The sequence below is a fragment of the Leucobacter sp. GX24907 genome (genome assembly GCF_053567335.1).
In genome coordinates this window covers 87,733-112,534 of record NZ_JBSGPD010000001.1, presented here as the reverse complement: position 1 = coordinate 112,534, position 24,802 = coordinate 87,733, and the positions used below count along the sequence as shown (strand labels likewise).

The 24,802-nt window shown below is 63.5% G+C and carries 27 protein-coding genes, 1 tRNA gene and 1 pseudogene; 4 read left to right on the top strand and 25 right to left on the bottom strand.

What is annotated here, in order from left to right; translation table 11 throughout:
• Nucleotide 1: 1 nt before the first annotated feature.
• Both ACUYV6_RS00580 and ACUYV6_RS00575 read right to left on the bottom strand, forming a co-directional pair.
• Nucleotides 2-577, bottom strand: coding sequence for an FHA domain-containing protein FhaB/FipA (locus ACUYV6_RS00580; protein ID WP_449276705.1), 576 nt, complete (start codon nt 575-577; stop codon nt 2-4).
• Nucleotides 574-1,341 carry an FhaA domain-containing protein gene (locus ACUYV6_RS00575; protein WP_449277134.1) on the bottom strand — a complete coding sequence of 256 codons (768 nt, stop codon included), beginning with the start codon at nt 1,339-1,341 and terminating at the stop codon, nt 574-576. Before ACUYV6_RS00575 ends, ACUYV6_RS00580 begins: the two co-directional genes overlap by 4 nt.
• A 183-nt stretch (nt 1,342-1,524) precedes the next feature.
• On the opposite strand from ACUYV6_RS00575, the gene ACUYV6_RS00570 reads away from it, so the two are divergent.
• The 3 genes from ACUYV6_RS00570 to ACUYV6_RS00560 all read left to right on the top strand — a co-directional run bounded on the left by ACUYV6_RS00570 (nt 1,525) and on the right by ACUYV6_RS00560 (nt 2,346).
• Nucleotides 1,525-1,608 (top strand) — tRNA-Leu (locus tag ACUYV6_RS00570).
• Nucleotides 1,582-1,968: a hypothetical protein gene (locus ACUYV6_RS00565; protein WP_449276704.1), complete on the top strand. Its 387-nt coding sequence runs from the start codon at nt 1,582-1,584 to the stop codon at nt 1,966-1,968. The genes ACUYV6_RS00570 and ACUYV6_RS00565 overlap by 27 nt, the downstream gene beginning before the upstream one ends.
• Nucleotides 1,969-2,037: 69 nt before the next feature.
• Nucleotides 2,038-2,346: a hypothetical protein gene (locus tag ACUYV6_RS00560; protein WP_449276703.1), complete on the top strand. Its 309-nt coding sequence runs from the start codon at nt 2,038-2,040 to the stop codon at nt 2,344-2,346.
• Here the strand turns inward: ACUYV6_RS00560 and ACUYV6_RS00555 are convergent.
• From ACUYV6_RS00555 to ACUYV6_RS00545, 3 genes and pseudogenes are all read right to left on the bottom strand, one after another.
• Nucleotides 2,236-3,279, bottom strand: a pseudogene (locus tag ACUYV6_RS00555) (recombinase family protein); the annotation flags it as partial. The gene ACUYV6_RS00560 and the pseudogene ACUYV6_RS00555 overlap by 111 nt on opposite strands.
• 278 nt (nt 3,280-3,557) lie before the next feature.
• Nucleotides 3,558-4,205: a hypothetical protein gene (locus ACUYV6_RS00550; protein ID WP_449276702.1), complete on the bottom strand. Its 648-nt coding sequence runs from the start codon at nt 4,203-4,205 to the stop codon at nt 3,558-3,560.
• Nucleotides 4,206-4,309: 104 nt separating this feature from the next.
• Nucleotides 4,310-4,801, bottom strand: coding sequence for a single-stranded DNA-binding protein (locus ACUYV6_RS00545; protein ID WP_449276701.1), 492 nt, complete (start codon nt 4,799-4,801; stop codon nt 4,310-4,312).
• Nucleotides 4,802-4,942: 141 nt separating this feature from the next.
• Between ACUYV6_RS00545 and ACUYV6_RS00540 the strand changes: the two genes are divergently transcribed.
• Nucleotides 4,943-5,167 carry a DUF2188 domain-containing protein gene (locus ACUYV6_RS00540; protein ID WP_059062908.1) on the top strand — a complete coding sequence of 75 codons (225 nt, stop codon included), beginning with the start codon at nt 4,943-4,945 and terminating at the stop codon, nt 5,165-5,167.
• Here the strand turns inward: ACUYV6_RS00540 and ACUYV6_RS00535 are convergent.
• The 20 genes from ACUYV6_RS00535 to nrdF all read right to left on the bottom strand — a co-directional run bounded on the left by ACUYV6_RS00535 (nt 5,164) and on the right by nrdF (nt 24,776).
• Entirely contained in the window at nt 5,164-6,936 is a 1,773-nt protein-coding gene (locus ACUYV6_RS00535) for a TraM recognition domain-containing protein (RefSeq protein WP_449276700.1), read from the bottom strand. The two genes, ACUYV6_RS00540 and ACUYV6_RS00535, sit on opposite strands and share 4 nt — an antisense overlap.
• Before the next feature lie 70 nt (nt 6,937-7,006).
• A complete protein-coding gene (locus tag ACUYV6_RS00530; protein WP_449276699.1) occupies nt 7,007-7,552 on the bottom strand; it encodes a hypothetical protein in 546 nt (181 codons plus the stop codon).
• Nucleotides 7,524-8,075 carry a hypothetical protein gene (locus tag ACUYV6_RS00525; RefSeq protein WP_449276698.1) on the bottom strand — a complete coding sequence of 184 codons (552 nt, stop codon included), beginning with the start codon at nt 8,073-8,075 and terminating at the stop codon, nt 7,524-7,526. The genes ACUYV6_RS00530 and ACUYV6_RS00525 overlap by 29 nt, the downstream gene beginning before the upstream one ends.
• The gene (locus ACUYV6_RS00520) at nt 8,072-9,577 is read right to left on the bottom strand and encodes an ATP-binding protein (protein WP_449276697.1); all 1,506 of its coding nucleotides are present in this window, start codon (nt 9,575-9,577) and stop codon (nt 8,072-8,074) included. The genes ACUYV6_RS00525 and ACUYV6_RS00520 overlap by 4 nt, the downstream gene beginning before the upstream one ends.
• Nucleotides 9,578-9,635: 58 nt before the next feature.
• Nucleotides 9,636-11,096, bottom strand: a complete 1,461-nt coding sequence (locus tag ACUYV6_RS00515) for an SCO6880 family protein (RefSeq protein WP_449276696.1) — start codon at nt 11,094-11,096, stop codon at nt 9,636-9,638.
• 132 nt (nt 11,097-11,228) lie between these two features.
• Nucleotides 11,229-12,653: a conjugal transfer protein TrbL gene (locus ACUYV6_RS00510; RefSeq protein ID WP_449276695.1), complete on the bottom strand. Its 1,425-nt coding sequence runs from the start codon at nt 12,651-12,653 to the stop codon at nt 11,229-11,231.
• Nucleotides 12,654-12,689: 36 nt separating this feature from the next.
• On the bottom strand, nt 12,690-13,013 hold the full coding sequence (locus ACUYV6_RS00505; RefSeq protein ID WP_449276694.1) for a DUF6112 family protein: 324 nt from the start codon (nt 13,011-13,013) through the stop codon (nt 12,690-12,692).
• Between the two features lie 102 nt (nt 13,014-13,115).
• Nucleotides 13,116-13,418: a DUF6112 family protein gene (locus ACUYV6_RS00500; protein WP_449276693.1), complete on the bottom strand. Its 303-nt coding sequence runs from the start codon at nt 13,416-13,418 to the stop codon at nt 13,116-13,118.
• A 70-nt stretch (nt 13,419-13,488) separates the two neighbouring features.
• Complete coding sequence (locus ACUYV6_RS00495; RefSeq protein ID WP_449276692.1) at nt 13,489-14,658, bottom strand: M23 family metallopeptidase; 1,170 nt, start codon at nt 14,656-14,658, stop codon at nt 13,489-13,491.
• Between the two features lie 12 nt (nt 14,659-14,670).
• A complete protein-coding gene (locus ACUYV6_RS00490) occupies nt 14,671-15,360 on the bottom strand; it encodes a hypothetical protein (protein ID WP_449276691.1) in 690 nt (229 codons plus the stop codon).
• A gap of 81 nt (nt 15,361-15,441) precedes the next feature.
• Nucleotides 15,442-16,590, bottom strand: coding sequence for a ParB N-terminal domain-containing protein (locus ACUYV6_RS00485; protein WP_449276690.1), 1,149 nt, complete (start codon nt 16,588-16,590; stop codon nt 15,442-15,444).
• Entirely contained in the window at nt 16,587-17,429 is an 843-nt protein-coding gene (locus ACUYV6_RS00480; protein WP_449276689.1) for a hypothetical protein, read from the bottom strand. Before ACUYV6_RS00480 ends, ACUYV6_RS00485 begins: the two co-directional genes overlap by 4 nt.
• 283 nt (nt 17,430-17,712) lie before the next feature.
• On the bottom strand, nt 17,713-18,117 hold the full coding sequence (locus tag ACUYV6_RS00475) for a hypothetical protein (RefSeq protein ID WP_449276688.1): 405 nt from the start codon (nt 18,115-18,117) through the stop codon (nt 17,713-17,715).
• Nucleotides 18,110-18,916: a DUF2637 domain-containing protein gene (locus tag ACUYV6_RS00470; protein ID WP_449276687.1), complete on the bottom strand. Its 807-nt coding sequence runs from the start codon at nt 18,914-18,916 to the stop codon at nt 18,110-18,112. The genes ACUYV6_RS00475 and ACUYV6_RS00470 overlap by 8 nt, the downstream gene beginning before the upstream one ends.
• On the bottom strand, nt 18,913-19,887 hold the full coding sequence (locus tag ACUYV6_RS00465; protein ID WP_449276686.1) for a bifunctional DNA primase/polymerase: 975 nt from the start codon (nt 19,885-19,887) through the stop codon (nt 18,913-18,915). Before ACUYV6_RS00465 ends, ACUYV6_RS00470 begins: the two co-directional genes overlap by 4 nt.
• A 170-nt stretch (nt 19,888-20,057) precedes the next feature.
• Entirely contained in the window at nt 20,058-21,431 is a 1,374-nt protein-coding gene (locus ACUYV6_RS00460) for a hypothetical protein (protein ID WP_449276685.1), read from the bottom strand.
• Between the two features lie 218 nt (nt 21,432-21,649).
• Entirely contained in the window at nt 21,650-22,048 is a 399-nt protein-coding gene (locus tag ACUYV6_RS00455; RefSeq protein ID WP_449276684.1) for a hypothetical protein, read from the bottom strand.
• 216 nt (nt 22,049-22,264) lie between these two features.
• Nucleotides 22,265-23,122, bottom strand: a complete 858-nt coding sequence (locus ACUYV6_RS00450; RefSeq protein ID WP_449276683.1) for a helix-turn-helix domain-containing protein — start codon at nt 23,120-23,122, stop codon at nt 22,265-22,267.
• Nucleotides 23,123-23,134: 12 nt separating this feature from the next.
• Nucleotides 23,135-23,701, bottom strand: a complete 567-nt coding sequence (locus ACUYV6_RS00445) for an NADPH-dependent FMN reductase (protein WP_449276682.1) — start codon at nt 23,699-23,701, stop codon at nt 23,135-23,137.
• A gap of 49 nt (nt 23,702-23,750) precedes the next feature.
• Nucleotides 23,751-24,776: a class 1b ribonucleoside-diphosphate reductase subunit beta gene (gene nrdF / locus ACUYV6_RS00440; protein WP_449276681.1), complete on the bottom strand. Its 1,026-nt coding sequence runs from the start codon at nt 24,774-24,776 to the stop codon at nt 23,751-23,753.
• Nucleotides 24,777-24,802 lie beyond the last annotated feature (26 nt).

Sequence of the window (24,802 nt, the reverse complement as noted above, 5' to 3'; positions counted from 1 at the left end):
CTCAGGGCCTCAGCTCGAACGTGGTCGTGCCGATGGTGACCGGGGTGAACGGGGGCAGAGGCACCGAGTTGGTGATGCGGGATCCGCTGACTTTGGTGCCGTTCGTGGAGTCGAGATCGGTGAGGGTCCAACCGTCGCCGACACGGTTGAGGCGGGCGTGATAGGTCGACGTGTATTCGTCGACGATGACGAGAGTCGAGTCTCCGCTGCGACCGATGGTGAGTACGTCTTCGTCGAGCGGGATCGAAGTGCCCGCGGCAATGCCATCCGTGATGACCAGGTTTCTCGCCGGGCCGCTGCCACCCGCGGACGGGAGCGCGCCGCCGCTCGGAGTAACCGAGGGGAGGGTCGTGCTCGCTGCCGGACTCGCGGCCGGGCTGGCCGGGAGTGCCGCGCTCGGCGAAGCGGAGACCGCGGCGACCGACGGACCGCCGGAGCCGCCACCCTTCTCGTCCTTCATGCGGCGCACGGGAGCGCCGAACAGGTCGCTGCGCAAGGCGTAGACGATCGCAAAGATGAAGAACCAGAGCAGCACCAGAAAGCCGATGCGCAGGATCATCAGGGTCAGTTCGCTCACAGGCCCCTCCAGAAATCGTCCTCGATGCCGGCGGCATCGCCGGAACTCGGACTCGGGGTAGATCGTGGAGCCGGTGCGGCCGCGCCGCCCTTTCGGCTCGCGCGGTCAGGAACAAGTTCGAAGCGGAGTTTGGCCTGGCCAATGGTGATGACCGTGCCGGGAGCCAGGGCGGCTTCGCGGAACCGGGAACCCTGGATCTTTGAGCCGTTGGTCGAGCCGAGATCGCGTGCGAGACCGGCCTTGCCGTCCCAGATGAGCTCGAGGTGCTTGCGCGACGCAGCAGAGTCGGTGATGCGTATATCGGCATCGCTGCCACGGCCCACGACCGTTGTGCCGCGACGCAGCTCGTGCCGGTTCCCGTCGATTTCAAGGACCGGCTTCCAGGTGACCGCACCGTCGACGCGTGAGGAGTCGACCTCGAGGACCCCCGTCGTGAGTGAGTCGTCGGCGCGCACCTCGACATCGGCGCCGCCGAGCAGCTGGTAGCCCTGGCTGCGGGCATGCTTCGTGACGACGGCGATGAGTTCGCGCTCAAGAGTGTCGCCGAGTTTCTGCAGGCGCTCGGCATCGGTCTGCGAGACGCGCACCAAGAAGCTGTTCGGGGCGAGCGTGCGGTCGCGGTCGACGATCACCGCGCCGATGTCGAGCTCACGTTTGAGTGCCGAGGCGATCTCCACCGGCTGCACGCCCGAACGGAAGGTGCGGGCGAAGGCGCCGTTGACGGCGCGCTCGAGGCCGCGTTCGACGCTGTCGAGGATGCCCACGAGCCCTCCCTTCTCGATGGTCGTCATGTGCCGTGCCTTATGCATGCTACTCGGAACGGCCTGGCAGCGGCCAACAAACGCGGCGAAACGGCGGCTTCGCTTTGCACCTGAGTCGCGGTTCTTGGTAGTGTATGGGGGTTGTCGAAGCAACGACCGCGCACGGTCGGAGTGTGGCAGCGACTCGCGCGAGTGGCGGAATTGGCAGACGCGCTGGCTTCAGGTGCCAGTGCCCGCAAGGGCGTGGGGGTTCAAGTCCCCCCTCGCGCACCCAATGAGCGATGTTGTAACCCGGGCCTGAAGAAACAGGTCCTGGGTTACAACATCGCTCTTTTCATTGCTAGCGGTGCGCTGCTCTGCCCAAGCGATGGCTTGCTGCTTGGTGGTCTCGTCGAGGATCGTCTCGAACGGTGCTGCGGTGTCGGCGTTCAGTTGCGAGTTCTCGTTCAGGTAGATGCGGGTGAAGAACGTCTGGTTCGCGAGGCGCTTGTTTTGGTCATCGCAGCGCTCGTAGACAGCTGCGAAATCTCGTGCGAGCTCGAGGGCACCGTCGATGAGGTCGCGTGCACCCTGATAGTCATTGTGGTGTTCAGCGATCTGCGCTTCGATGCCGTCGAGTTCGGCGCGTAATCTGGTCTGGAACTTCTTCAACTGCTCGAGCGTGAGCGCGTCAGCAAGGTGAGCCTCCAAGAGCTTGTCTTGCTCGATGAGGATCTGCTTGCGGCGGTCGGTCAGGTCACGGATGGACTGGTTCGTGCCTGCGGTCAGCTGGTCGAACTCGTGCATAAGCATGCCTTGCAGTGCGTCACTCATTGCGGGGGTAAGGGTGATGCGCTGGTAGTAGTCGGCGACGAGCCTCTCGACCCGGCCAACGGGCGCGTAGGGCATGTCGCAGGTGGTGCGCTTGTTGTTACGGCCCAGGCAGATGAAATACGGGTAGATGTTGCCGTGCCGATTCTTGGCGTGAATGATTGTCATCCGCTGCCTGCACCTGCCGCAGTACAGTGAGCCCTTCAGGTAGTGGTCGTGTTTTTGGGTGCGGACCCCGGACTGGGCGTGGGAACGCAGTACGGCCTGCACCTGGTACCAAACCTCTGGTTCCACGAGCCGTTCGTGCGCGCCGTCATAGCGGACACCACGGTAGACGACATCACCTTTGTAGTAAGGATTTTGCAGCATTCGATGCACGCTCGACAGACCCAAAGGACGCGCGGCGCGTTTCGGAGTCGGAACACCACGAAGACCTTTGTTCGTCAGTTCGGTGCGCAGCTTGGCGAGGCTGTAGTTCCCGGACGCGTACGCGGTGAATGCCCATTTGACCAGGCGTGCCCGCTGGGGGTCTTGCTTGATCCCGCGCACTTCGCGGCCGAGCTCGTCACGGTGCAGGGTGTTGAGGTAGCCGATCGGGGCACGCATTGGGGTGCCGCCGGTCGAGGCCTTCTGCACGAGACCCTTCATGACCTCGTTGGCGAGGTTGACGGAGTAGAACTCCGCGATCGAAGACATGATGCCGTGCAGCAGCATCCCAGACGGCGTCTCGTCGATGTTCTCCGTTGCCGACACCAACATGACCCCCGCTTCCCGGAGGGCCAGATGGATCTCGACGTCGTCGGCACGGTTGCGGGCGAGTCGGTCGACCTTATGGACGATGCAGTAGGCGACCTTGTGACGTTTGACGTAGGAGATCATCTCCCGAAGCGCTGGCCGGTCAGCCTTCTTCGCTGACTCACCCGCGTCAACGAACTCCTTGATGATCGCCGCTCCCAGCGATTCGGCCTTGGAGTGATTCGCGGCTCGCTGCGCGGGGATCGAAAACCCCTCGTCCCGACCACCCTTGGTGGCCTGTTCCTTGGTAGACACCCGAAGATATGTCACGGCCGGAGCAAGCAGGCTCTCGGCGGCAGCGGATACGGGGGCGACGTCGTCGAGTACAGATGTCATGGCGGGGCCTCTTTCGATAGTTCTCCCCGCCACCACCTATTGTGGGCGGGTTGTGATGTTACCTTCCTTCACCGGTGCGGTCCCAGTCTCCGACCGGCTTCAGCACCTCGGGACGAGTCGCCACGGGCGAGGGCTCAGAAGCACGGCGTACTTTTGCTTCGGCTAGGGTGAACCGGACGAACAACTCGGTTAGCGCGGTCATGTTCGGGCGATCCCGATGGGCGACCCGAAGCTCGAACGAACGATCCGACGCCCGAGGTTTACCCCGCGAGATACCGTCACCCATCACGGCCTCGCTGTTCATCAGCAATGACCTGACGGATCACGGCATCCTGCTCGGCAGTCCTCGCCTTGACTTGCTCCTCAACGAACGCCAGGAAATCCTTCGTCCGCTCAGCCACCGGCATCTCTGCGGTAGAGGGTTCGGTCCAGCCGTCGGCTTCGCCGCCGGGCCAAGCGGTGATGCGGGTGGGACGGTCGCGGTCCAGGCGCGTGCCGGAGATCGTGATCCAGTCGCGCAGCCGTTCACGGGTGATAGCGAAGTCGTGGTGCCATGCGAGGGCTTGGTTGCCTTTGGCTTGCGGATCGAAGCAGAACAACCAGTGCTGCTTCAAAGCGGAAAGCTCCCACAGCAGCTCGGGGTGGCGGTGCCACATCGGGGGCACGACTTGGGTGGGGAGGCCGTAGGTGTGGCGGAGCCAGTCGACCCAAGCATTCAACTCGAGGAGCTCGTGTTCGAGGTCTGCTGGGGGCAGGTTGCGCCAGTTGATCGGGCGCGGCACCTGCCCGAGCGCCGCCGCAAGATCGTTCACATAGGCCTGCTTCGCGAACTCCCGAGTCTTCTCCTCCACTCCTGGAGGGAGATCATCGAGGTTCACGTCATCGAAGTCCGGCTCCGAGGTGTCCGGAGGCATCTGATCAGTCATGGGTTACTCCTGAAAGAGCGCACGCCACTTCCGTGGCGCAGCGAGAAGCGGGGCGGGTGCGGCGACCAGGCTGAGCCCGTGCCGCCGCACCCACGTTGAGGGGTTCAGCGGGCAACGGCTTCACGCTGGGCCTGGTCCGTGCTGGTTGCTGCGGGTGGTTCGGGGGCGAGGTCTGCTTCGCGCTGCGCGAGTGCCTGCTGCACGCGCTCCCGGCCCGGAGCCTCATGCTGCGGTGTCTCGCGTTCGGGGCTGCGGCGGTCGACGGTGTAGCGGGTGATGTTGTTGTCGTGCCCGATGCGGGAAGCGATGAACTGTTCCCGCTCGGTGCCGTCGTCCCCGGTGTAGGTGCGGGTTTCACCTTCGGCGATGAAGTTGTCGCCCTTGCGGAACTGCTCGTGCGCGAGCTCGGCGGACTTGCGGAACATCACCAGGTCAGTGAATTCCGGATCGAGCTGCATGAACGTCCCGTCCTCCTCGAACCTGGCCTGGGGCTGCCCGACACGCATATAGACGCGGGCATCACCCTTGCTCGTGAACGTCAGCTCCGGATCGGTGGCGACGAACCCGGAGAGGGACTCCTTCGTGCGGATACTCATCAGCAGGTACTCCTATCGATTCAGGCCTCGAAACGGTGAGGCACCAGATAGGTGCGGACCAGGTTCGGCGTGAATGTCAGGGGCGTCCGAGATAATCCATACACGGGCAGACGGCCCGATGTGGCGAGCAAAGGAGCAGTCATGGCCAAGGGTGATATCTCGACGTACAACGAAGACGGCGTGTGGAAGTCGAAGGTGGAAGGTAGCAGTCGTGCAGCCCACGCGGGCGGCACGAAAGCAGAGCAGCAGGCTGTCGGTCGACAGATGGCGCAGGACCGCGGGGTCGAGCACACGATCCGCAAGATGGACGGCACCATCGGTGAGAAGAACTCCTACGGCAACGACCCTCATCCGCCCAGAGGCTAGCCAGCGCCACCGCTCGACTGCAAAGCCTGCTCAACCCCGCTGCGATCGACGCGGAGCAGTTTCGCGTCTGGGCGTGCTGGCCAGGGCCGGAGGGTGGTGATGATGGGGCGTGCGGTGCGGAGCATCACCACCCCGGTCCCGAACGGCAGGGTCCGCAGCACGTCGGGTGGGAGGATCGGGACGCGGCGGATTGAGCGTTGGCTGGAGTGCGCGCCGTATGCGTCGGTGGTGATGGAGTCGGTGGTTTCGTCACGGTCACCGATGAGCGTGGCGAGGTCCTGCAGATCGCGAGAGTTGGATGCTCCGCCGAGGATGATCTTCACGATCGAGGCATCCCATATCGCGTTCGCTTGGTTCTCGCCCCACTTCTCCCGCGCCTGCGCAAGTGACTGCAACACGGGTAGCGGGGTGATGCCAGTGCCGCCGCCTTCTGCCATCAGCGTTGGCAGTGATGGGAGCGGGGCAAGGTTCCCGATCTCATCCAAAGCCAGCAGCAAAGGAGGGTCCATCCGTGCACCGGGCGAACGGGCGGCGATCTTGCGTGCCGTCTCCACCAGGTCTTCGATGAACGCTGCGACCAGCGCAGACGACGCCCCCGCCCCGGCACCGGTAGCGAGTAGGTAGAGGGTCCCATTCCCGAGAAGGAATGCTTCGGGATCGAACTCCTCACCCGGTGCAGGGCTGACCGCGTCGAGGACGCGCGGGTCGGCGAGAGCAGCAAAGGCGAGGGACACGCCTTGCCAGATCGAGTCACGGGTGCGGGGATCTGCCTGCACCATCGCGTCCAAGCTGTCGGCCCACCCCTCCGCAGCCCCTGGACGCGACGACAAGATACGCACAGCATCGGCCGCAAGGGTCGGGTTCAATGCCCACTGGTAGAGGGTCTTCGCATCCCGCCCGTCAAGGGCAGCCGCGTGGAGGAGACCTTGGATCGCGGCGGTGGTTTTCCCTTCCCAGAAGCCCGCGTCTTGCACGCCACCGAATCCGGTGGCGGTGGCGAGGCCTTTCGCTCGGATCATCGCGGTGAGCGGGTCCTGACAGCCCCGCACCGGCGACCACCGCATCCCCGCAGGCAAACCCGGCGCGAGCTGCTGCGGATCAAAGACCGCGACAGGCCCCTTGCGTTCCCTGGCCTTCAGCGTCGCGGTGAGGTTGTCGGGACGCGTGCTGGTGGTGATGACCGCTCCGGGAGCATCGAGGATCGCGTTGATCACCACATGCAGACCCTTCCCGGAACGTGGCGGACCGATCAGGAGGATCGAGTCCTCGACCGTCGCCCACACCTGCCCGCCCTTCGCCGTCCCCAGCAGATACCCGACCTCCTCAGGTCGAGGCCTCTCCGTCAACGACGGGCGGAGCGTCGCGGCCGTCTTCACCAGGGCCCTCGCCGAAGCCACACGTGTGACCTCGGTCGCGGTCGCGGTCCCTGCGAGCCGGTGCGGATCAGTCTTCGACCGGGAACGGTAGATCGCCCGAGCAACGAAGAACCCCGCCGCACCCAGTACGGCGAGGAACACGAACACGACAATCCAATAGAGAACCGGGTTCAGCCCCTCAGTTCCGAGCGCCGTTCCCGGATCCGCGGGGTGCGCGAGGACGGCGAGCCCGCTAGTGAACCCACCCGCAGGCTCCGGCAGGTCCGTCAGGAACGCAACGACGGACCCCGCAACCCGCAGAAGCCCCGTGAACGCGGCAGCCGCGACGAGCAGACCGAGGGCGAGGTTGATGAACAGATCGTTGGCGGGTTTCGCCTGTGTAGGACCAGACACAAGAAAGCACCTTCCTGACCCCAGAGATGGGTGCGGTGGGGTCAGGAGAACAGGTACGAGTAGCGCAGCATTAGTTGATCGGCTGCACCGAGGTCGTGCCCGAGATCCGCCCCAACAAGACGACCTCACCTTGAACCGGAGCGGTTTCGTTCCGATCGATGAGAGCGCGGGCCGTACCGGTGTGGTCGGCGGAGGCGTGTCGCAGGACGATCGCGACAGCGACATCTTCGCCGGGGACGAAACCTTCGGCGGTGAACTCCACCAGGCCCGGAACCTGCATTGGTTCCTTGGCGTGTTCGGGTGGCGCGAATCGTGACCTCGGTTGTTCCCGCGGCGGGGTAAGGATGTCGGCGTGCGTACTGCCGTCCAGTTCCCTCACCTCCACCCGAGTCGGCGATCCGAGACAGGCGACGAGTTCGGTGACCGTCGCAGCGGCATCATTGCGGGCGACAGGGGTGGCGGCGAGCTTGTCACCGTTCACGGTCACGATCAACAGGTCGTCGGAGACGGCTTCGAGGAGGATCTGCGGCAACACCGCAGGCACCACCACACCGGTGTCGCTTGCGGTGGTGCTGGGATGGGCAGGTTTACGGGGACGGGAACGTCGAATGCTCATGCCAGGAAGGTGCGACCCTGCCCGACCACCCCAGATCGTCCCGACGCGCGGGCTCAGTGGAGAGGGCTTCTGCGCGTTCGGCGAGCCGGTACGTGATTTCCGCCCAGTTCTCGGCGACTCGCAGCAGCTGCAGGTAGTCGTCAGAGGCGATCTCCCCCTCAGCGAGTGTCTGCCATGGGTACGAGCCATCCGTGCTCGGCACATAAGCTTCCGATTCCCACGACCAGGAAGTGGGGACTCGTTCGTCGTCTCGCCAGTCGGTGCCGGTGTACAGCTCCGTGACTGCGAACCGGGACTCGCGCCCCTCCGACGGGCAGAAGACATAGTGCCCGGCCCCGAACGTCACCGGGTCCTCGAACGCCAGAAACACATGCTTGTTGTATTTCCGGCCAAGAGCTCCCATCCCGTCGTGTAGCGCCATCATGTTCTGCGACAGCTCCTCTTCAGTGAGCCGCCCTGGCGGGCTAACCACTTCTGGGGAACTCTGCTGCTGCGCAAAGTCCTCATCCTCGTCCTCAATCACGACGACACTCCATGACTCCGAGGAGCGCCGGTCATCCGCTGGGTCGTATCGAACGCTCGCAGTTCCTCGGGGTGGAGTTGGTGCTGCACGACGTAACTGGATTCCTTGATCCGCCAGAGGCCCTGTCCAGTACCAAGTGATGGGAGCAGCTTCTGCTCGGTGCCGGTGAGTCCGAGGGTCTTGCCGGTGGTTCCGATCTGGTCGGATTCTTGTCGGTAGATGATCCGCGATTCCGCGTTCGCAAGCAGACTGTTGGCGAGGGATCTCATGGCGGAGCCCTGGTCGCCGACGTTGTCGAGGTCGGTGAGTTTGTGGAAGATGAGCAGGTTCGCGATCCCGTAATGACGGGCGAGCCGCCAATGCGCATCCATCCGCTTCAAGAGCGCGGGATGGGACATCAGCCGCCACGCCTCGTCATACACCACCCACCGCTGCCCACCATTGGGGTCCAGCAGCGCGGACTCCATCCACGCCGATGAACATGTCATCAGAACTGAGATCAGGGTCGAGTTCTCCACCACTCGGGACAGGTCGAGGGTGATCATCGGCAGCGTGGGGTCGAACGTCACCGTCGACGGCCCATCGAAGAGGCCTGCGAGGTCACCGGATACGAGACGACGCAGCGCATGCCCGACCATGCGGCCGTCTTCCGCGAGCCGCTCATCATCTCCGTGGCCGGGGTTGAGGATGTGGTCGACGACCATGGGGAGGATCGGCACCGACGCCGATGACACCACCGCCTGCAATGCGATATCGATCACCGTGTGCTCCAACGGGGACAGAGATCGTTCCAGCACGGTCTCCGCCAAGGCACCGATCAGATCTCGTCGTCTGGATGCGACCGTGGAGGCCCATTCGCTGTCTGAGAGCCCCGCGGGACGGTAACCCTCGTCGAGCGGATTCAGACGGTTCCTCAAGCCGTGCCCGAGCACGATCGCCTTCCCACCGACAGCTTCAGCGACCGCGGTGTGTTCCCCTTTTGGATCGCCGGGAACATACACGCGACGTCCGAACGGGATCGACCGGGTGTACAGGCTCTTCGCCAGCGATGACTTCCCGGATCCGACGATTCCCGCGAGGACGAGGTTCGGGGCGGTAATGATGCCCCGCTGGTACAGCACCCACGGGTCGTACACGAATGATCCGCCGGAGTACATGTCTTGTCCGACGAACACTCCCTGCGACCCGAGTCCTCCTTCAGCCAGGAACGGGTACGCGCCCTGCAAAGCAGCTGACGTGTCTTGATGCGCGGGCACCCGGAATCGCCGATACGAACGCAATCCTGCGGGCCCTGGCTCGCCGCTCTTGGGGAGGTAGTTCGTTGAACGGGCCTCGGCACGTTCCGTCGTGAGTTTCGCTTTCTCCGCCGCGCGCTGCTCGGCATGCTCACGGACGATGACTTGCCGGGCGGCATGTTCGCGAGCCTTACGCTGCTTACGGCCGGTGCCGTCCTCTACGAGAACAGTGGAGTACAGCCTTCTCTGGTTTTCTGAGGTTGCCATGAGTCTCGGCCTTCCTGACCTGGGAATGTAATAACACCAGTTAGGTACGCCCTTCTCCTCACAACCCGCGACACAGGGGAAGCGCCGCCGCGACGAACGCTTGCGCCTGCTGCCCCACCAGTCGTCGGGTTTCGCAGGAGGCTTGGATCGCGGCTTGTTCGATCGCGGACACTGCGGCTTCGAGGTCGCCTGCAGTGGGAGCGGAGACTGCGAGGAGTCCGGTGTAGCGGAGGACGCCGTGACCACTGGTGAGGTCTGCTTCTTGCTGGAGAACATCTTGATACTCGGCGGCCTGTTGTGCGTCTTCGATCTGACCGACTTTCTGCCGCTGTGCTGCGTCTGAGATGTACTCGGTTTTCTTCTTGCGGATATCGCGGGCGGCCTGGTCGGAGCGGATCGGATCACACAGCAGCGTGAACGCTCGCCTGATCCCGGAAGACAAGAGCACGGGTGCGAGGAAACCTGGGTAGACGAGGGATCGTGGCCACTCGCTGATCCACAAGACCGCGTGATGCGCGCTATCGGAGCGAAGCCCATCCCACGTTTCCTCGACCGCTACTGGGCCAGCAGCGGCGAGATCCTGCCCGATCTCGCCCGAGCGTTCCAGGGTCGCGGCGATCGCCGGGTCGTAGGCGGAGCGCAACATGATCGCGAGATGGCCAGGGGTGTACCACTCGGAGGGTTTCAGGTCAGCCGTGCGCAGCGCGGTCGTGAGAGTATCCATTTCCTGTTTCAAGACGACGGCTGCACCTTTCAGGCTTCCGCCTGCGGTGCGGATCGCGCGAGATGCCGCCCGCATATCAAGGGACAGGGAAATGGTGGAGATGTGGCGTTCCCCGGCGGGGCCTGCCCGGTCGATGAGCTCCCGGTAGGTGCGCGCCACCCAGGAGTCGTCGTCGTTGCCGTGCTCGGCCCACCACTGCGCAAGCCCCGACCCTGAGTCAGGGACGGTGCGCTCGAGCACTTGGAGGCGTGCGATGCGGGTGGATCGGCATGCGGTGGAGAGCACCCTGCCCCAGGCGTGGACGCGGCGTTCCTGCTCTCCGGGGTCGAGAAGGATGAACGACGGGTGCGTCACCTCCAACAGCGCCGTCAACGTCTGAGCATGTGGGTCATGCACCATGACCGCCCCGGTCTCTGGGTCTTCATACTGGCGCAGCGATGCCGCATCTCCGGGGAGCGCGAGTGTCCCGGCCGGGCGGGGTTTGACGATCCGGCGACGGTACCGGTTCTGCTTCAGGATGCTGCGGAGGAGCCAGTGCAGGGTGATGGGCACCCATTCGCCGAGCTTCCGTCCGCTGACGGGCACCCATGCGAGCGCTACTGCGGTGCCCCAGATGGGTGCGGTGTAGAGCGCTGCAGGACCGCCGGTGTAGAGAGAAGCAATAAACACAGCAACTGCGACGGAGAGAGCGATCACTTGCGGGAGGGAGAGTCCGAGGATGATGCCGCGTTTGGTGAGGCGGGAGAACTTCACCGGGGACAGTTCGAACTCATTCTGGGTAGATGCGGTACTCATGCGGTTCCTCCTGAAGACGACGGGTGCGCAGGTCAGGTACGAACACAACGAGGAGCGGGCGGTAACCCGTGTGTGGGTCACCGCCCGCGTGACGGACGTTCTTCCTCTTCTCCTCTCAGGTGCGGGGCTGCATCAGGACTTCGGGGCAGGCTTCGGTGGCGGCGGCGCTTCACCGCCTGCGGGTTTCGCTGGCGGTGACTTCGGCGGCGTACTCGAAGGCGGGGTGCTCGGCGGCGGTGTGGAGCGGTCCGGCGGGGGTGGTGGGGTCTGTGCTTCGCTCGCGGCTCCGGCATGGTTGTCTGCCGTGCGGCCGATCGCGCCGCCGAGTTTGGGACCGGCTTCGGCAGTGCCCTTGGCGATCTTCGCCCCAGCAACGGCGGCGATCCCGATCGGTCCTGCCGCAGCGCCTGCTCCGGCCCCACCCGCTGCTGCCGCTCCACCACCGGAACCGGCTGCCGCACCGCCAGAGCCCGCGGCAGCACCACTCCCACCAGCAGCCGCAGATCCGCCACTTCCAGCAGGCGTGGCAGGTTTGCCAGATGGGGGCGGAGGAGTCCCGCCACCACCGCTGCCGCTGTTGTTGCCGCCGTCGAGGACCTTCTGCGGACCCGCACCTTCCGGCTTTCCGGGCAGCGGCATGGGGCGGTTCATGGCCTGTTTTGATTCTTGTTCGGCGGACATGACATGGTACATGTCGAAGCCGACGAAGCTGATGAACTTGTACACCATGTACGGGGCGAACGCGGCGATGAACATCAGCACGATTCCCGCGATCGGATCCGCGATCGAGGACAGGTCCAGATCTATCGGGGCATTGACCTGGTTGATGGCGACGAGGAACACCACCACGATCACGAGCTTGGAGAAGATCAACGCGAGCACGAACGAGGCCCACTTCCCAAACCACCCCTTGGTCGCATCCCAGGACGCTCCTGACAAGGCGATGGGAGCCATCACCACTGCGACGAGGATCAGTGCTTTCCGGATGAGCAGTGAGAACCACACGATCGCTGCCGCACAGATCGCGAGGAAGCTGAGGAAGATCGTGATGATCGCGCCTGCTCCGGGGGCGGTGAGGTTAATCGCGGTGAGCCCGGCGACGAGAACCCCGATTTTCTCTCCCATCTCTTCCAAGGTTGTCCCGGTGGCCTGGATGATCCCGATTGAGAGCTGATCGACGACCTCCAGCAGGGTCGCGGTGAGGGTGATCACCAGGAATGACCCCAGCACGCTCTTTGCGAGCCCCAGGGCTGCACGGGACAGGGCGGTGGGGTCGCGGCGGATGAGGCCGGTGATGAGCTGGAGGCAGAAGAAGATCAGCATGATGAAGATCGCGATCCCGAAGATCACGTTGTACACGCCGATGTAGCCCGCCCCGGTGACATCGACCAGGGTGGTGGAGTCGAACAGCGCCCACACGCCCTGGAAGATCCAGGACGCGGCCTGCCCGATGGCTTGTGCGAGCCAGTCGAAAGGGGCTGCCACGAGGGTGGCGGCCCCTTCACCGACGGCGTCGCAGACGTTGCTGATGATGGGGACGTCGCAGATTCCAGCCACTGGGTTCCCCTCCCTTCTATGGGTAGAGGCGGTGGGCTAGGAGACGGTCTGGCCGACGTTCCAGAAGAAGTTGATGAGCGTCACGCTCGCGCCGGTGATGATCGCCGCGCCGCAAGAGATCAGCACCCCGACCTTCCCCCTAGAGGCCAGATGCGGGTTGGAAGAGTTCGACCCGAACCCCCACACCACCGCGGAGACGATGAGAGCGAGGACGGACAGGATCAGCCCGATCGTCATCACTGCGCCGACGACGGTGCGCAGTGCGCTAATACCGGGGAGGCCGGAGTCGTTCGGGGAGATGTCGATGTTCGCGGGCAGGACTGCGGCGACGGTGGCGAGGGTGTCGAGGACAGCAAGCATGGAGGGCTCCTTCACAGGCGTTCTCCCGCACCGGGACGGTGCGGGTCACCCGTCAGGTGCGACCCCCGAAACACCCGCCCCCAAGCCCTGGAATACCCGGTGTTAGAGGGTGTCGCCGAGGTTCAGGAGGAAGTTCATCCACGCGACACCGGCCCCGGCGAGGACAGCGGCACCGAGGGCAACGAAGACCCCGACTTTACCTTTCCCCGCGACACCGGGGTTGCCATTCGAGGACGAGACCGCCCAGATGACCGCGGAGACGACAAGCATCAGCACGGAGACAATGAGCACGATCGTGAGCAGCGCGCCGACGATGGAGATCAGAGTGCTGCGACCTCCCACCCCGGACAGATCTGGATAGACGTTCTCGGCCGGAAGCAAAGCCAGTAGAAGCGAGGTGGTCATGTGGTTCTCCAAACGTGAGTGGGGCAGGTAGGCACCGGTCAGGTGCGCCACCCGCCCCACTCGCTCACGCTCAGGAGGAGCAGCCGGGGCCGCCGCCTGCGGGGGCCTCAATGCCCTCTACGCCGCGCTTGGCGAGCCACGGCTCGGCATCGACCGCGGGTGATGCGGCTCCGCCGGGGTGGACTTGGAAGTGCAGATGCGGGCCGGTTGAATGGCCGCTGCTGCCAACGTCACCAATGTGCTGGCCCGCGATGACGCGGTCACCTGCGGTGACGTGGATGCCGTGCGCCCACATGTGGATGTACTTCGTTGCGACTTTCTCCCCGCCGATGGTGTGCTCGATCGTGATCTGGCCCGAATACCCATCAACCATGCCCGCATAGGTCACGACCCCGTCCGCGAGAGCGAAGATCGCTGTGCCATCGGCGGCAGCCCAGTCGGTGCCGGAGTGGAAACTTGCCTCGCCTGTGATCGGGTCGGTGCGCGGCCCGAATGTCGAGGTACGCACATACGTGCCGGTCGGCAGTGGAAACACCAACCGGCTCGTCTCAGGGATATCCGCATCCCCAGGTGGGCCGCTGCCATTCCCGCTGCCGCGAACGGTGAGAGCGTCGAGGATGGTGCGCGCCACGGGCTCATAGTTCTGGTACCGGTCTGGGTAGGCGGACACTTCGACGGCTTGGGCGGCTTCGCCCTTGTCCATCTGCTGCCACCCCGGAATGTCCAGCAGCCCCCGCGGTGAGGGATAGTTCGGCCCGTCTGGGCCGCCGAAGAACGCCTTCGCTTGGTAGGTGGTGTCCATGAGCTCGGCGACGGTGCCCCATCCGGCCTGGGGGCGCATCTGGAACATGCCCAGGCTGTCGTGATCGGATCCGTTGCCGTCATTCGGGTAGTCACCGGACTCGGGATAGGTGCCGGTGTTCGCGAGTTGCCGGAGCGTGGACTCCGTCAGTGCCGCCATCAACGCGATGAGGATCCCATCCCGCCCCACCCCAGGAATGATTGCGCCGGTGGTGATGATGGTTCCGGCGTGGGTGAGCTGCTGTTTGTTCAGCGTGAACGTATACCCGTCCTTCATCGTCACTTCGAGCGACTCCGGGATCGGCCCGAGCACCACATCCGAGGCGACACAGTTCGCCTGATTCGTGACCGCAGGGTTCATGACCACCCCAATCCCCAGGAGCCCGAGCATCGGCGCGAGGAGAACAAACACGAGTGCGGCGATGGCTGCTTTCTTCACGATCGCCCCGCTCTATCGGAGGGGGTTGTCGAGTTCGGACAGCCGGAGCAGATGACAGCGGTCAAACACCGGCTCACAAGACACGAACACGGTGAACGCCACCGCATGCGCGCTGTCGACCGGATCGTCGTACCAGACGCCCTCACGCACCCTGGTGCCCTCGACCGTGTAGGCGTAGGTGCCCTTCGTGATTTGCCCACCGGAGGCGGTGACGGCTTCGTCCCACTGGGAGGGGATGAAGATGCGGTCGATCTCGATTGACTGCCGGGTGCGGTACTCGGCGAGATCCCGCCACGTCCACGCGGACGGGAAGTAGCCGTCGAGGTCAGCGATCAGCCCCGGAGTTTCGGTGCCAGAGGGGTCCGCGTCCTCGACCAACACCGCACGGTGATCCGACGGATTCAGCAGCGTGAACGTGTCCCACGTGAACAACGCCTCAGCGACCGAACGAACGTACACCTCCGGGTCATCCGTCTGGGCAAGTCTCGGCAGTTTCGGTTCTCCGGGCTCCTTGCTTGTGGGCGGTGCTGTCGACGACGAGCCCGGCAGTGTGCTCTCGGAAGGGGCGTGGGGTGCGGGACCGGTGATGAGGCCGTAGATACCGATCCCGGCGAGGATCGCGATGACAAGGCCGGTGACGGTGAGGGCGATGATCAGGCGACGCTTGCGGCGCTGCTGATCATCCAGAACGGGTACAGACATGAGAAGCCTCCAAACACGAAAGAAGGGCGGGCAGAGTCACCCATCAGGTGCGCTGCCCGCCCAGACCCCCAGCCTTCTCGGCTACCCGTCCGCTGCGTCAACGCGCACTTCGGGCACCTCGGAGCCCTGGCCCTGTGCGGTATCGCGGGCTACCCGTGCCTGCTCGAGAAAGCTTGAGGCTGACGTGATGTAGGTGGCGACGAGGTCCCACTGCTCATCGTCGGCGTATTTGCCGAACTCGGCCGGGCTATAGCGGTCCCACCAGCCGTGCTCCCGACGCAGCAGATCGACGAGTTTGCGGATCGCATGCTTTTCTCGCAGTAACGGATCCACGTCCTTCCACCCCGCGACCTGAGCACCTGTGATGTCTTTGCGGAGTTGTCGGAGCCGCGCCAGCGCACGCGTCGCTTCTTTCAACGCATCCTTGGGGTGATCTTGTGCGGTGATGAGCTCAAGCTCCGTAGATGCGGCCGCGCGAATAGGGTCTGGTTCGTCCGGACCTTGTGCCCACTGTTTGAGGGTGTGGATCGCTTGCAGAAGCTTCACACGTAGATAGCGGCCGTTGACTTTCCCGTCCTCATTCAGTTCCAGGAGCGCCTCGGCTGCGGCTTGGCGGATCTCAGGATGCTCAGCATCACTTGCAGCAATCTGTTTGAGCTCAACCACCTGGTCGAGCATCGAGTGTGAATCCCGACCCGTCACGGCTTTCGCTGCCTGCACCCTCGCTTTCCCACCCCCAGTAACCGGACCAGGCGGCGGGGGTGTTGAATCAACACCCCCGCCCACAATGCTCGAGGAACTCGCCTCATCCGGGTGCTGTGTAAGACGTTGATCACGTGTGTCTGAGCCAAACCGGGTAGTGGCCTCACGGCGGGCTGCTTCATCGGCGTAGAGCGCTTTGAGTTCCTCATAAAGTTCGGCTTGCTCGATCGGGGTGAGTATCTTGTGCAACGTGTTCTCATCCTGAATTGCCAGCACTGTCGATAGCTTGTCGGAAACGCTGGGCACGACCCATACCGGGACGGTACGGTGTCCAAGGTCTCGCATCACTGCCAGACGTCTGTTCCCAGAGATCAGCACGTTTCCGCTGGTGATCACGATCGGTGACAGCAGTCCAAATCGGCGAATAGACTCCGCCAGTTCCTCAAGATCTCCGAGGTCACGACGGTAGGAATGGCCCTCGGTGATCTCATCGATCGCATGCTCCAGCACCAGATGTCCGCGACTCATGACACACCCCCTTGCTCCTCTCCCAGGTCAGGTACGGCAGCCATCCGGCGGGACGATTCCACCAGAACCTCGTCTCGCAGCAAGTCAGCAATCTCATCGCCGAGGAGGACACGAGCGAACAAGCCGAAGGTGCCGTGCTTTCGACGCTTGGACTGCGTACCGACCACCAGACGCACCAGGCCCGCCCACGCTTCTGGAGTGAAGCCGAGCCGTACCGCGATATGCCGCTCCTTCGACACGATCTCTAACGCTGAGTGCGCCGACGATAATCCGGTGATGCGGTGAGCGATGTAATCCACTGCTTGCTCGACGGGGCGGGCAGGCCAGTCGGTGAGGACGAGGAACACGCTCGTGGCGCGGATCACCCGATCGACCGAATGATCCTCGCCCACATCCCGCCTGGTATACAACGAATGAGCATGCGGGTGTACGTCGTAGAAGAACTCTTCGTGGTGCCCGGCCCGCATCGGTTCTTCACCGGGACGTTTCGAGGGTCGGCGTGCTTTGTCTTGAGAGGTCATGTTGCGGTCTGCGTGCACCTCGGCGGCGATGCCGAGCGCAACGGCGCGGGTGATCACCGCCCACGGGTCATTAGCGCGCAAGGTGGTGCGCTGGCGCATCGCCACGAACGCCTCATAGGCGGCATCGGCGGGATCTCGACGCCATGCTTTCGCGATCGGCGTGTACTTCTGTGTGGCGTAGATCATCAGTTCCGCCGCGACCGGGCTCGACGCCCACGCATCATGTTCGTTCAACTCGATCAGTAACGCGCGCAGCCCTTCACCGGTGGTGAAATCCGGGACCGGCTGATGGCTGTTCTGGGACGGGTGGTGGTTCATAGCGACTCCCTCAAGCGCAAAAACTTCTGTCGATACTGGGTAGGTACGACACCCATCCCGCGAAACCCTGAACGGTCCCCAAAGGGCGGCCCTTCAGGCCGGAACCGTGCGCGTGTCGCGTAGCGAGCAGAAGCGGCGGGCATGACGGAGCCAGCAGGCCTGCCCGACATGTTCGGCAGGTCCCGGGACTTGTGCGTTGTCGCGCAGGTAGCGCCGGGGCACGAAGCGGGTTAGCGGATGCGGGGGTCGTGCGACACCTGGATGGTGCCGGAACAGGCAGCGCTCATCGGCTCACCCCCGCTCTCCCTAGAGACCGCTGCACGGCGGCCGTCGGGGAGGTTACTGGCTCAAGTTCACGCTGCCGTCGGGCAAGACGCTCCTGGATGAGGGCGCGTCCGTCACGTACCCCGGCGAGGACTGCGTCGCGCAGTTGCACATTCAGCTCTGTACCGCGGTCGACGATCGCCCCACCGGCACGCGCTGCAACGTCAGTGGGTCGCACCCACTGCACGCCCGGACGCTTCGATCGCGGATCGAGGTGGTCTCGTGCAATTGTCGGGTCGCCGTGGGTTGCGAACTCGCTCTCTCGCCATTCATCGGTGAGTGCTGCAGTGGCCTCCGCGTTCACGTCGGTCTCGGCACGGCGCGGTGTGCGGTCAGGACTGCTGGTATGGGTGGGATCAGTCATGGGGGTCTCCGTCCTGTTGACGGTCAGGTGCGTTCAGCCAGCGGCCTACCGTTGTTGGATGTACGCCCAGTTCGGTGGCGATCTGCCGATTCGAGATCCCCTTCTTGCTCATCGTCAATGCTTGTGCCCGCGGATCTTCCCGCGACGCAGGAACCCTGCCAGCACTAGCTGCCGGTGACAGTGACCGGGCAGGATCCCTCGTGACCGGCGGGTGCGCCCGCTGCACAGCGGTCACAGAGGTTGCTGCGAGCCGAGGCTCTTCAGAATGACGGTCAGTCGTGTCAGGTACGACCTGCGGTGTCGGGTCGGATGCGGTCGTGGTCGGGGTGCTGTTATGGGTGAGTTCGACGGTGAGATGCGTCATCGCCAGCAGCACCAACGGCGGCACTGACGCGACCAGCGCGGCGACCAGCGCAGGCACGCGGGTGTCGGCGGCGACCACCGCGTGGGTGATGTTCGCGGCAACCGACACGCCGGCGCCTGCGGTGAGGAGCAGCCACGCGAACCGACGTGCAGCTCGCGCGGAATTGCGAAGTGCGACGACGCTGATGGTGGCTTCGAGAATTACACCGTCCACGATCAGCGGCCAAATCCAGGCCTGCTCCGCGGGGCTCCCGGAGAGCACCGCAAGATCCCGCAGGGTCGTAAACGACAGCCAGAATGCGCCGAGGGCGAGCAGGTTGGTTCCGATGACCGCGAGCACGACCACGAACCGTGACACTCCCGCAACAGCACCCTCAAGCGCGGGCACCTGCCCTCTCGCTTCGCGGTCGTATGTCGTGGAAATCGTTGTGGTCATCGGGTGACCGGATCTTTCACTCCCCACCCAGCGACAGAATCGCCGGGGTCGTCGGTGAGCTGGATGCTGCGGTGAGCAGGACGGATCGTCGTGAGGATCTCCCGCGCTGCAAGGTCAGCAGATGTAGCTGCGGGTGCAAGCAACCCGAGGGTGTCGTGTTCGGGGTGACCGGCCTCCGCGAGGCGGCATGCCGCCCAAAACAGGCCCGCGTTCCGGTTCCCTTCACCAAGTGTGGACACCCACCCGGCAATCCGCTCCGCCGATGCCTCCCGCGTATGCACTGCGGCAAGAAACTGAACAGTTGGTTCAGGCCACGGAATGAGCAACTCTCGGATCTGGTCGGCATCGATCGGGCGCAGATTCTTGCCGCGGGCGATCACTTCGTAACGGCGGTCACCATGCTCGATGTGCAGGGTCGAAGGTGGGGCGATGATGTAGCCGCCGAGGCCTCGAAAATCCACGTGAGCGCGCCCCCGCGACCACGAGGCTTGGTCGTGCTCCGGGTGTGTCGGGTAATACAGGTGCAGTCCGTCTGAAGGTGAGCGCACCGCTTGCCCCCAGCCGCTGATCAGGCCCTGTTGCTGCAGGGTACGTAGTGTCGGGTAACCGGTGCCGGTAGCATGCACATCGATATCGAGCACCTCCACGTGCTGCCCGGTGGGGATACCAATGTTCGCGAACGGGAACCTCCGCCACCAACGATCGACCTGCGCGGTGTCGGTGGTTGCGTCTTGGAAGCCATGCGCGGTGAGTGGACGTTTGCCGCCCGGGATGCAGGGAAAAACTGCGACCCCGGCTGTAGCATATGCGGCAGCTGCGGCCGGCAACTCGGCGGGGAGGGGTGTGGGCAGGATCCAGCTGGTGGAGTCGATCATGGTCACGTGGCACCCCCTGGAAACATCCGCGCTGATGAAGTACTCGTGCGCGGGGTCATCCTGTAGGTGCGGCAGCACGAGTGCTGTCGGGGTCACCGGTGATGCAGAGTCCGCTGGCGAGCTTTCCCTATGTCTGTTTCAAGCACTACCCGAGCCCGCGCCGTGTGGCGAGCGTTTTCGGTGAAGATGCGCCGTTTTGTATAGAACATGCGCCAAATCGTCAAACACTCCGGACCCCACCTCCACCGCCAGCAACCACAGTTCTGCTAGAGGTCCCGGCCTATTCCGGTGTCGGGTGAGGGGCGTTCTGGATCTTCTGGATCGGGGTCGAGGTGCTGTTCTCGATCGGCGAGGAACTCGCTGAGCAGTACCCCTTGCTCCAGCCGCGTCATCGGTGGCTCGGGCGACACGCCACTCGAATGTTCGGGTGCGGCACTGATCCGCCCCGTCGTGAGAACCTGCGCGTTCACCTGCCTGAGCACTTCGTCAGGCGCATGGTGCTCGGTGTTGTGCTCCAAGATGCGGGCGATTTCATTCAACACTGCGCTGTCATGCTCGACCGGGGAGAACGCGGCCGACGCCGTCATTCCGTCACCGACCGGCATACGTCCGACGACAACTCGGAACTCACCGGTTCCTTCGAGGCCAACCGCGTCATACACCCCGGGCGGTACCCAGTCGTGTGCTTCCGACGCACGCCCCGCATACAGTTCACCCCGGTCTGGGTCCGCGGGGTCGATGATGCGCACGTCAGGGTCGGCGGCGAACAGCACCGCTTCCAACTGCTCCCGCTGCCTACGATCCAGTAGCGATACACCCTGCCCGGTCTTCTCGCGTTCGACGAGCGTTCGGAGCGTCTGGATCGCGATCAGGTCAGCGGGCAGCCATTCACGGTGAAACCCTTCGGGCAGAATCATCGTCCGAGGCCCACCCTCAGCAAGTAACCCGTGCAGGGCGTGTTCACGGCGTTTCGCGAGAGCGGTTAACTCCGTGTGCCACGCCCCATGATCCCACGCAAACCTCATGTCTTCGAATTCGCCCTCGTAGGCAGGCGCGATCGTGACGAGGTAATCTTCTTTCACCGGCTCTACCGGCAATTGTTCGCGTTCCACGAGGTCGATCAGGCCGTCACGCACCCGCTCAGCCCGCTCGAGTTTCGTGAGCGTGTCCGGCAGTCGGGACGCTTGGATTGCTAGCGAGAGGCATTCGTCACGCCACTGCTCATGCGCGTCATCGAACCGATCAGTATCAGGTGACCCGTCTGGGAGGCGGAAACTTTCGGTGCGGGGTTCGGGTGGGAACATCTCTGCGACGATCTCGGGGATTCCACTCTCTTCGAATGGTTCCCAGCCGCGTGACGGAATCATCACCTGGCGCGGCGGTACTTCCGGGGTGCCGGTGACAGGAATCCAGGACGTGATGCTCGCCACATCGTCTCCAAACTCTTCCCCGAATACTCGAGACCCGTCGGTGCGAATGTCACCAGGTTCACCCGCGAGTTCCTCAACGAGCACCTCGCCGACAATGTAGTCAGCCTCGGCCTGGCTGCGGGCGAGCACGTCGAATTCGATCACCACCCGGTGCGGTTGCAACGGATCGGGCACATACCCGAGCGGCGGCGTGATACTGGAATCGGACATGACGGGTTCTCCTTTGTGTTTTAGCCATGCATCTGCGCGTCAGGTGCAGATCAGGTACGGCAAAATTGCAGGCTGCACTTCCGGGATAAGCCACTCCGGCGAGGCTGTCCAGCGGGGATGGTGAAGATGCGCGAATGCGTTTAGAACATGCGTCAAAACATCACCTCCTCACCCCCTGAGGTCCTTCGGCCGATGAGGGCTGCGGCACAACAGGTGAGTCAGAGATGATGTGCCTGCCCGGCTGGCTCGTGACGCGGAGCGTCAACTGCCTCTGAATTCAGCGAATGTTCGCGCTCCTGGAGTGCACTATCCAGGTAGCGGTTCACGACGGTGCGGTTGGTGCCGTCGACCCCACCAGTAGTTGATATCCGATGGAACGAGTAAGCCGGGTACGGGGTCGATTCCCGTAGTGCCTCTAGCCAGGCATCGACATCCTCTGGCAGTACCCAATCCTGTGGCGGCGGATTCGACTCTAGAAATTCGGGTGCGCCCGCATAAGCGGGCGAGTCGTCGATCATGTCGTGGATCGTTGTCGCCATGGTGCGTGCCAGTGTCACGGGGTTGCGGTCGGCGATCACCGTGGGGTCTTCCTCGGTGTCGTCAGACCAAATGATCACCCCGAGGAAGTGAGAGGTCGGCCACCTTGGGTGTGTCGCGGCATTGTCAGCAGTGCTAGTGGGCGGGGTGTGTTTCTCTGGTGATTCGGTACCGATCGTGGTGATTCCTTCCTTCACGGGTTCGTCGAGCGGCCTGGCGCGATCGACTATCCCTCAGGTAGGAAGGTGCTTTGCGTTTTTCGACATTCGCTGAGGCACCCACATTTCTCGGGAGCCTCAATGTCCCTGCGGTGCGCCGTGAGTGCGCCGGTAGAGCTGCGGCGAAAACCCGTGGATGTGTCGGAATACCCGAGAAGCATGGCTTGAGTCATACCAGCCAACCTGCCGCGCAATGGCATCGATGGGGCGAGGGTCCGACACTAGAAGCTCCGCCATACGTTTCGCACGCTCTGTTCGTAAAAACTCCGCCGGACTCCTCTGCAGGTGTTGCCGGAACAGTCGAGACAGTTGGAACCGGGATATCGAAACCGACGCAGCCAGGACATCGATGCTCCACGGGTAGTCGAGTTGCTCGAGAAGACGCGACACTGCCTGGCGGACTGCGGTGTTACCGGGGTCGTGCTCGGTGGTGGGGCGCGTGAGAATGTCGAAGAGTTCCGCGATCCGGCTGAGCTGATGCAGTGCGGGGGCTTCATTCTGGTGACTGTCGAGCAGAAGGCGAAAGGAAGCGTTTAGGTGGGATAGGGCTTGGGAAGGCAGATCGATGAGGATGGGATCAGACTGGCCCGCCTTCGAAGACAGCAAGAGAGCAGGTGCGCTGGATTTGGGGATCCAGCGCACCTGCTCGTGGAGGAATTCGGTATCGACGCATGCCGTCGTGGTCACGACCTGACCGGCCGGAACTCCCGCATACCAGTGCCCGGGAGGCAACAGCACAACTTGACCTTCACCGAGATTGAGTTCACCGGTCTGATGCAGAATCGTGGTGGTGCCCGAGTTGATGACCAGCACTTTCATCCGGTCAGAGGTGGTGCGGGCTGTCGCGGACGAATGGACCACTCGTTGCACCATGACCGGAGACGGCACACCCTCCGCATTATCGGTTCGTGTTCTCCTTTCGATAGCGTCCGACATGTGTTCTCACGCCTATCCGCGACTCTCGACGAGCTGGGTAAAGCGGCTGACGTAGTCCCTGAGGAACCGCACTGTGGATTCCTGGGTGATTCGGTCATCATCGTCGAGCAGCGTGGGCGATTGGGAGAGGAACACTTCGGGCTGCCCGGGTGTGGGCATGTCGAAGTAAGATAGCGCTAGCCGGACGTTTTTCTGCGAACTGTACCCGCCCATGCGGCCCACAGAGTGGCTGACGATCCCGGCCGGGAGACTCTTCCAGGCGACGTCGCTGTTGGGTTTGGAACCGATGTCGATCGCGTTTTTCAGGCACGCAGGGATGGTGCGGTTGTTCTCCGGGGTGACGAACAAGATGCCGTGAGACGCTTTGATTGTTGCCCGAAATTCTGAGTATTCCGGCGGGACAAGCATGTCAGTCACGTCGGGATCGTCGTAGTCGAAGTTATAGAGCGGAAGGTCACGAATCTCAACGATTCCTGCTTCGTAGTTTCTAGGAAAATAGTCGATGAGGTTGTGGGCGATCTTGCGGGTGTAGGAGCTCCGGCGAAGACTGCCGACAAGGATGGAAATGTTTCGGGTCACGCTACGTCTTTCAGTGAATGTGTGAGTGCAGGGTGGGTGATTTTGTGTATCAGAAGTCCCAGTCGTCGTCGCTGGTGTCTTCGGCTTTCCCGATGATGTAAGAGGAACCCGAGCCGGAGAAGAAGTCGTGGTTTTCGGCTGAGCCGGGTGAGAGGGCAGCAAGGATCTCGGGGTTGACCTCGGTCTCTTCGGGGGTGAAGCGGGCGGGGTAGCCGAGGTTCATGAGCGCCTTGTTCGCGTTGTAGCGCACGAACACCGACACGTCGTCCATGAGTCCGAGCGGTTCATAGAGGTCACCCGAGTATTCGAGTTCCAGTTCGTAGAGTTCTTCCAACAGCGCGTAGGTGAACTCGCACATGTGTTCCTGTTCGGCTGCCGAGTGGGTTTCGAGGCCGCGTTGGTACTTGTATCCGGAGTAGTAGCCGTGCACGGCTTTGTCGCGGAGGATCAGCCGGATCATATCTGCGGTGTTGGTGAGGGTCGCGTGGACAGAGAAGTGTAACGGCAGGTAGAACCCGGCGTAGAGCAGCAGGGACGACAGCAGGGTGGAGGCTACTTTTCGTTTGAGCGGATCATCACCGTAGTAGTGCACCAGGACTTGTTTGGATCGTTCTTGGAGGAGGTCGTTGCCGACGGCCCATCGGTAGGCGTCGTCAATTTCTGGGGTGCTGGTGAGGGTGGAGAACACGCTGGAGTAGGAGCGTGCGTGCACGGCCTGCATGAATGCGATGTTCGTGTAGACGGCTTCTTCGTGCTCGGTGCGGGCGTCTTGGATCTGGCAGATCTCGCCGACGGTGGCCTGCACGGTGTCGAGCATGGTGAGCCCGGTAAATACGCGCATTGTGAGGGTGCGCTCTTCGGGGGTGAGGGTCTGCCAGGCAGGCAGGTCGTTCGAGAGCGGCACTTTCTCGGGGAGCCAGAAGTTCGCGGTGAGCCGGTTCCACACTTCCAGGTCTTTGTCGTCACTGATGCGGTTCCAGTTGATGGGTCGCAGGCGAGCGGCGGGGTCGTGCCGGAACCCGGGCGGGGTGACTGAGATCTCGGTGATCGGACGAGTGAGGTCGAGGAGAGTCATAGGGATTCCTTGATACAAATCGGGGT

Excerpts from the sequence above, each read along its gene's own strand:
- ACUYV6_RS00480 (WP_449276689.1), bottom strand. The coding sequence starts at position 17,429 with ATGAACCACCACCCGTCCCAGAACAGCCATCAGCCGGTCCCGGATTTC.
- ACUYV6_RS00500 (WP_449276693.1), bottom strand. The coding sequence starts at position 13,418 with ATGACCACCTCGCTTCTACTGGCTTTGCTTCCGGCCGAGAACGTCTAT.
- ACUYV6_RS00450 (WP_449276683.1), bottom strand. The coding sequence starts at position 23,122 with ATGTCGGACGCTATCGAAAGGAGAACACGAACCGATAATGCGGAGGGT.
- ACUYV6_RS00545 (WP_449276701.1), bottom strand. The coding sequence starts at position 4,801 with ATGAGTATCCGCACGAAGGAGTCCCTCTCCGGGTTCGTCGCCACCGAT.
- ACUYV6_RS00520 (WP_449276697.1), bottom strand. The coding sequence starts at position 9,577 with ATGGCAACCTCAGAAAACCAGAGAAGGCTGTACTCCACTGTTCTCGTA.
- nrdF (WP_449276681.1), bottom strand. The coding sequence starts at position 24,776 with ATGACTCTCCTCGACCTCACTCGTCCGATCACCGAGATCTCAGTCACC.
- ACUYV6_RS00530 (WP_449276699.1), bottom strand. The coding sequence starts at position 7,552 with ATGAGCATTCGACGTTCCCGTCCCCGTAAACCTGCCCATCCCAGCACC.
- ACUYV6_RS00485 (WP_449276690.1), bottom strand. The coding sequence starts at position 16,590 with ATGAGTCGCGGACATCTGGTGCTGGAGCATGCGATCGATGAGATCACC.
- ACUYV6_RS00515 (WP_449276696.1), bottom strand. The coding sequence starts at position 11,096 with ATGAGTACCGCATCTACCCAGAATGAGTTCGAACTGTCCCCGGTGAAG.
- ACUYV6_RS00475 (WP_449276688.1), bottom strand. The coding sequence starts at position 18,117 with ATGACTGATCCCACCCATACCAGCAGTCCTGACCGCACACCGCGCCGT.
- ACUYV6_RS00505 (WP_449276694.1), bottom strand. The coding sequence starts at position 13,013 with ATGCTTGCTGTCCTCGACACCCTCGCCACCGTCGCCGCAGTCCTGCCC.
- ACUYV6_RS00550 (WP_449276702.1), bottom strand. The coding sequence starts at position 4,205 with ATGACTGATCAGATGCCTCCGGACACCTCGGAGCCGGACTTCGATGAC.
- ACUYV6_RS00460 (WP_449276685.1), bottom strand. The coding sequence starts at position 21,431 with ATGTCCGATTCCAGTATCACGCCGCCGCTCGGGTATGTGCCCGATCCG.
- ACUYV6_RS00490 (WP_449276691.1), bottom strand. The coding sequence starts at position 15,360 with ATGTCTGTACCCGTTCTGGATGATCAGCAGCGCCGCAAGCGTCGCCTG.
- ACUYV6_RS00540 (WP_059062908.1), top strand. The coding sequence starts at position 4,943 with ATGGCCAAGGGTGATATCTCGACGTACAACGAAGACGGCGTGTGGAAG.
- ACUYV6_RS00470 (WP_449276687.1), bottom strand. The coding sequence starts at position 18,916 with ATGACCACAACGATTTCCACGACATACGACCGCGAAGCGAGAGGGCAG.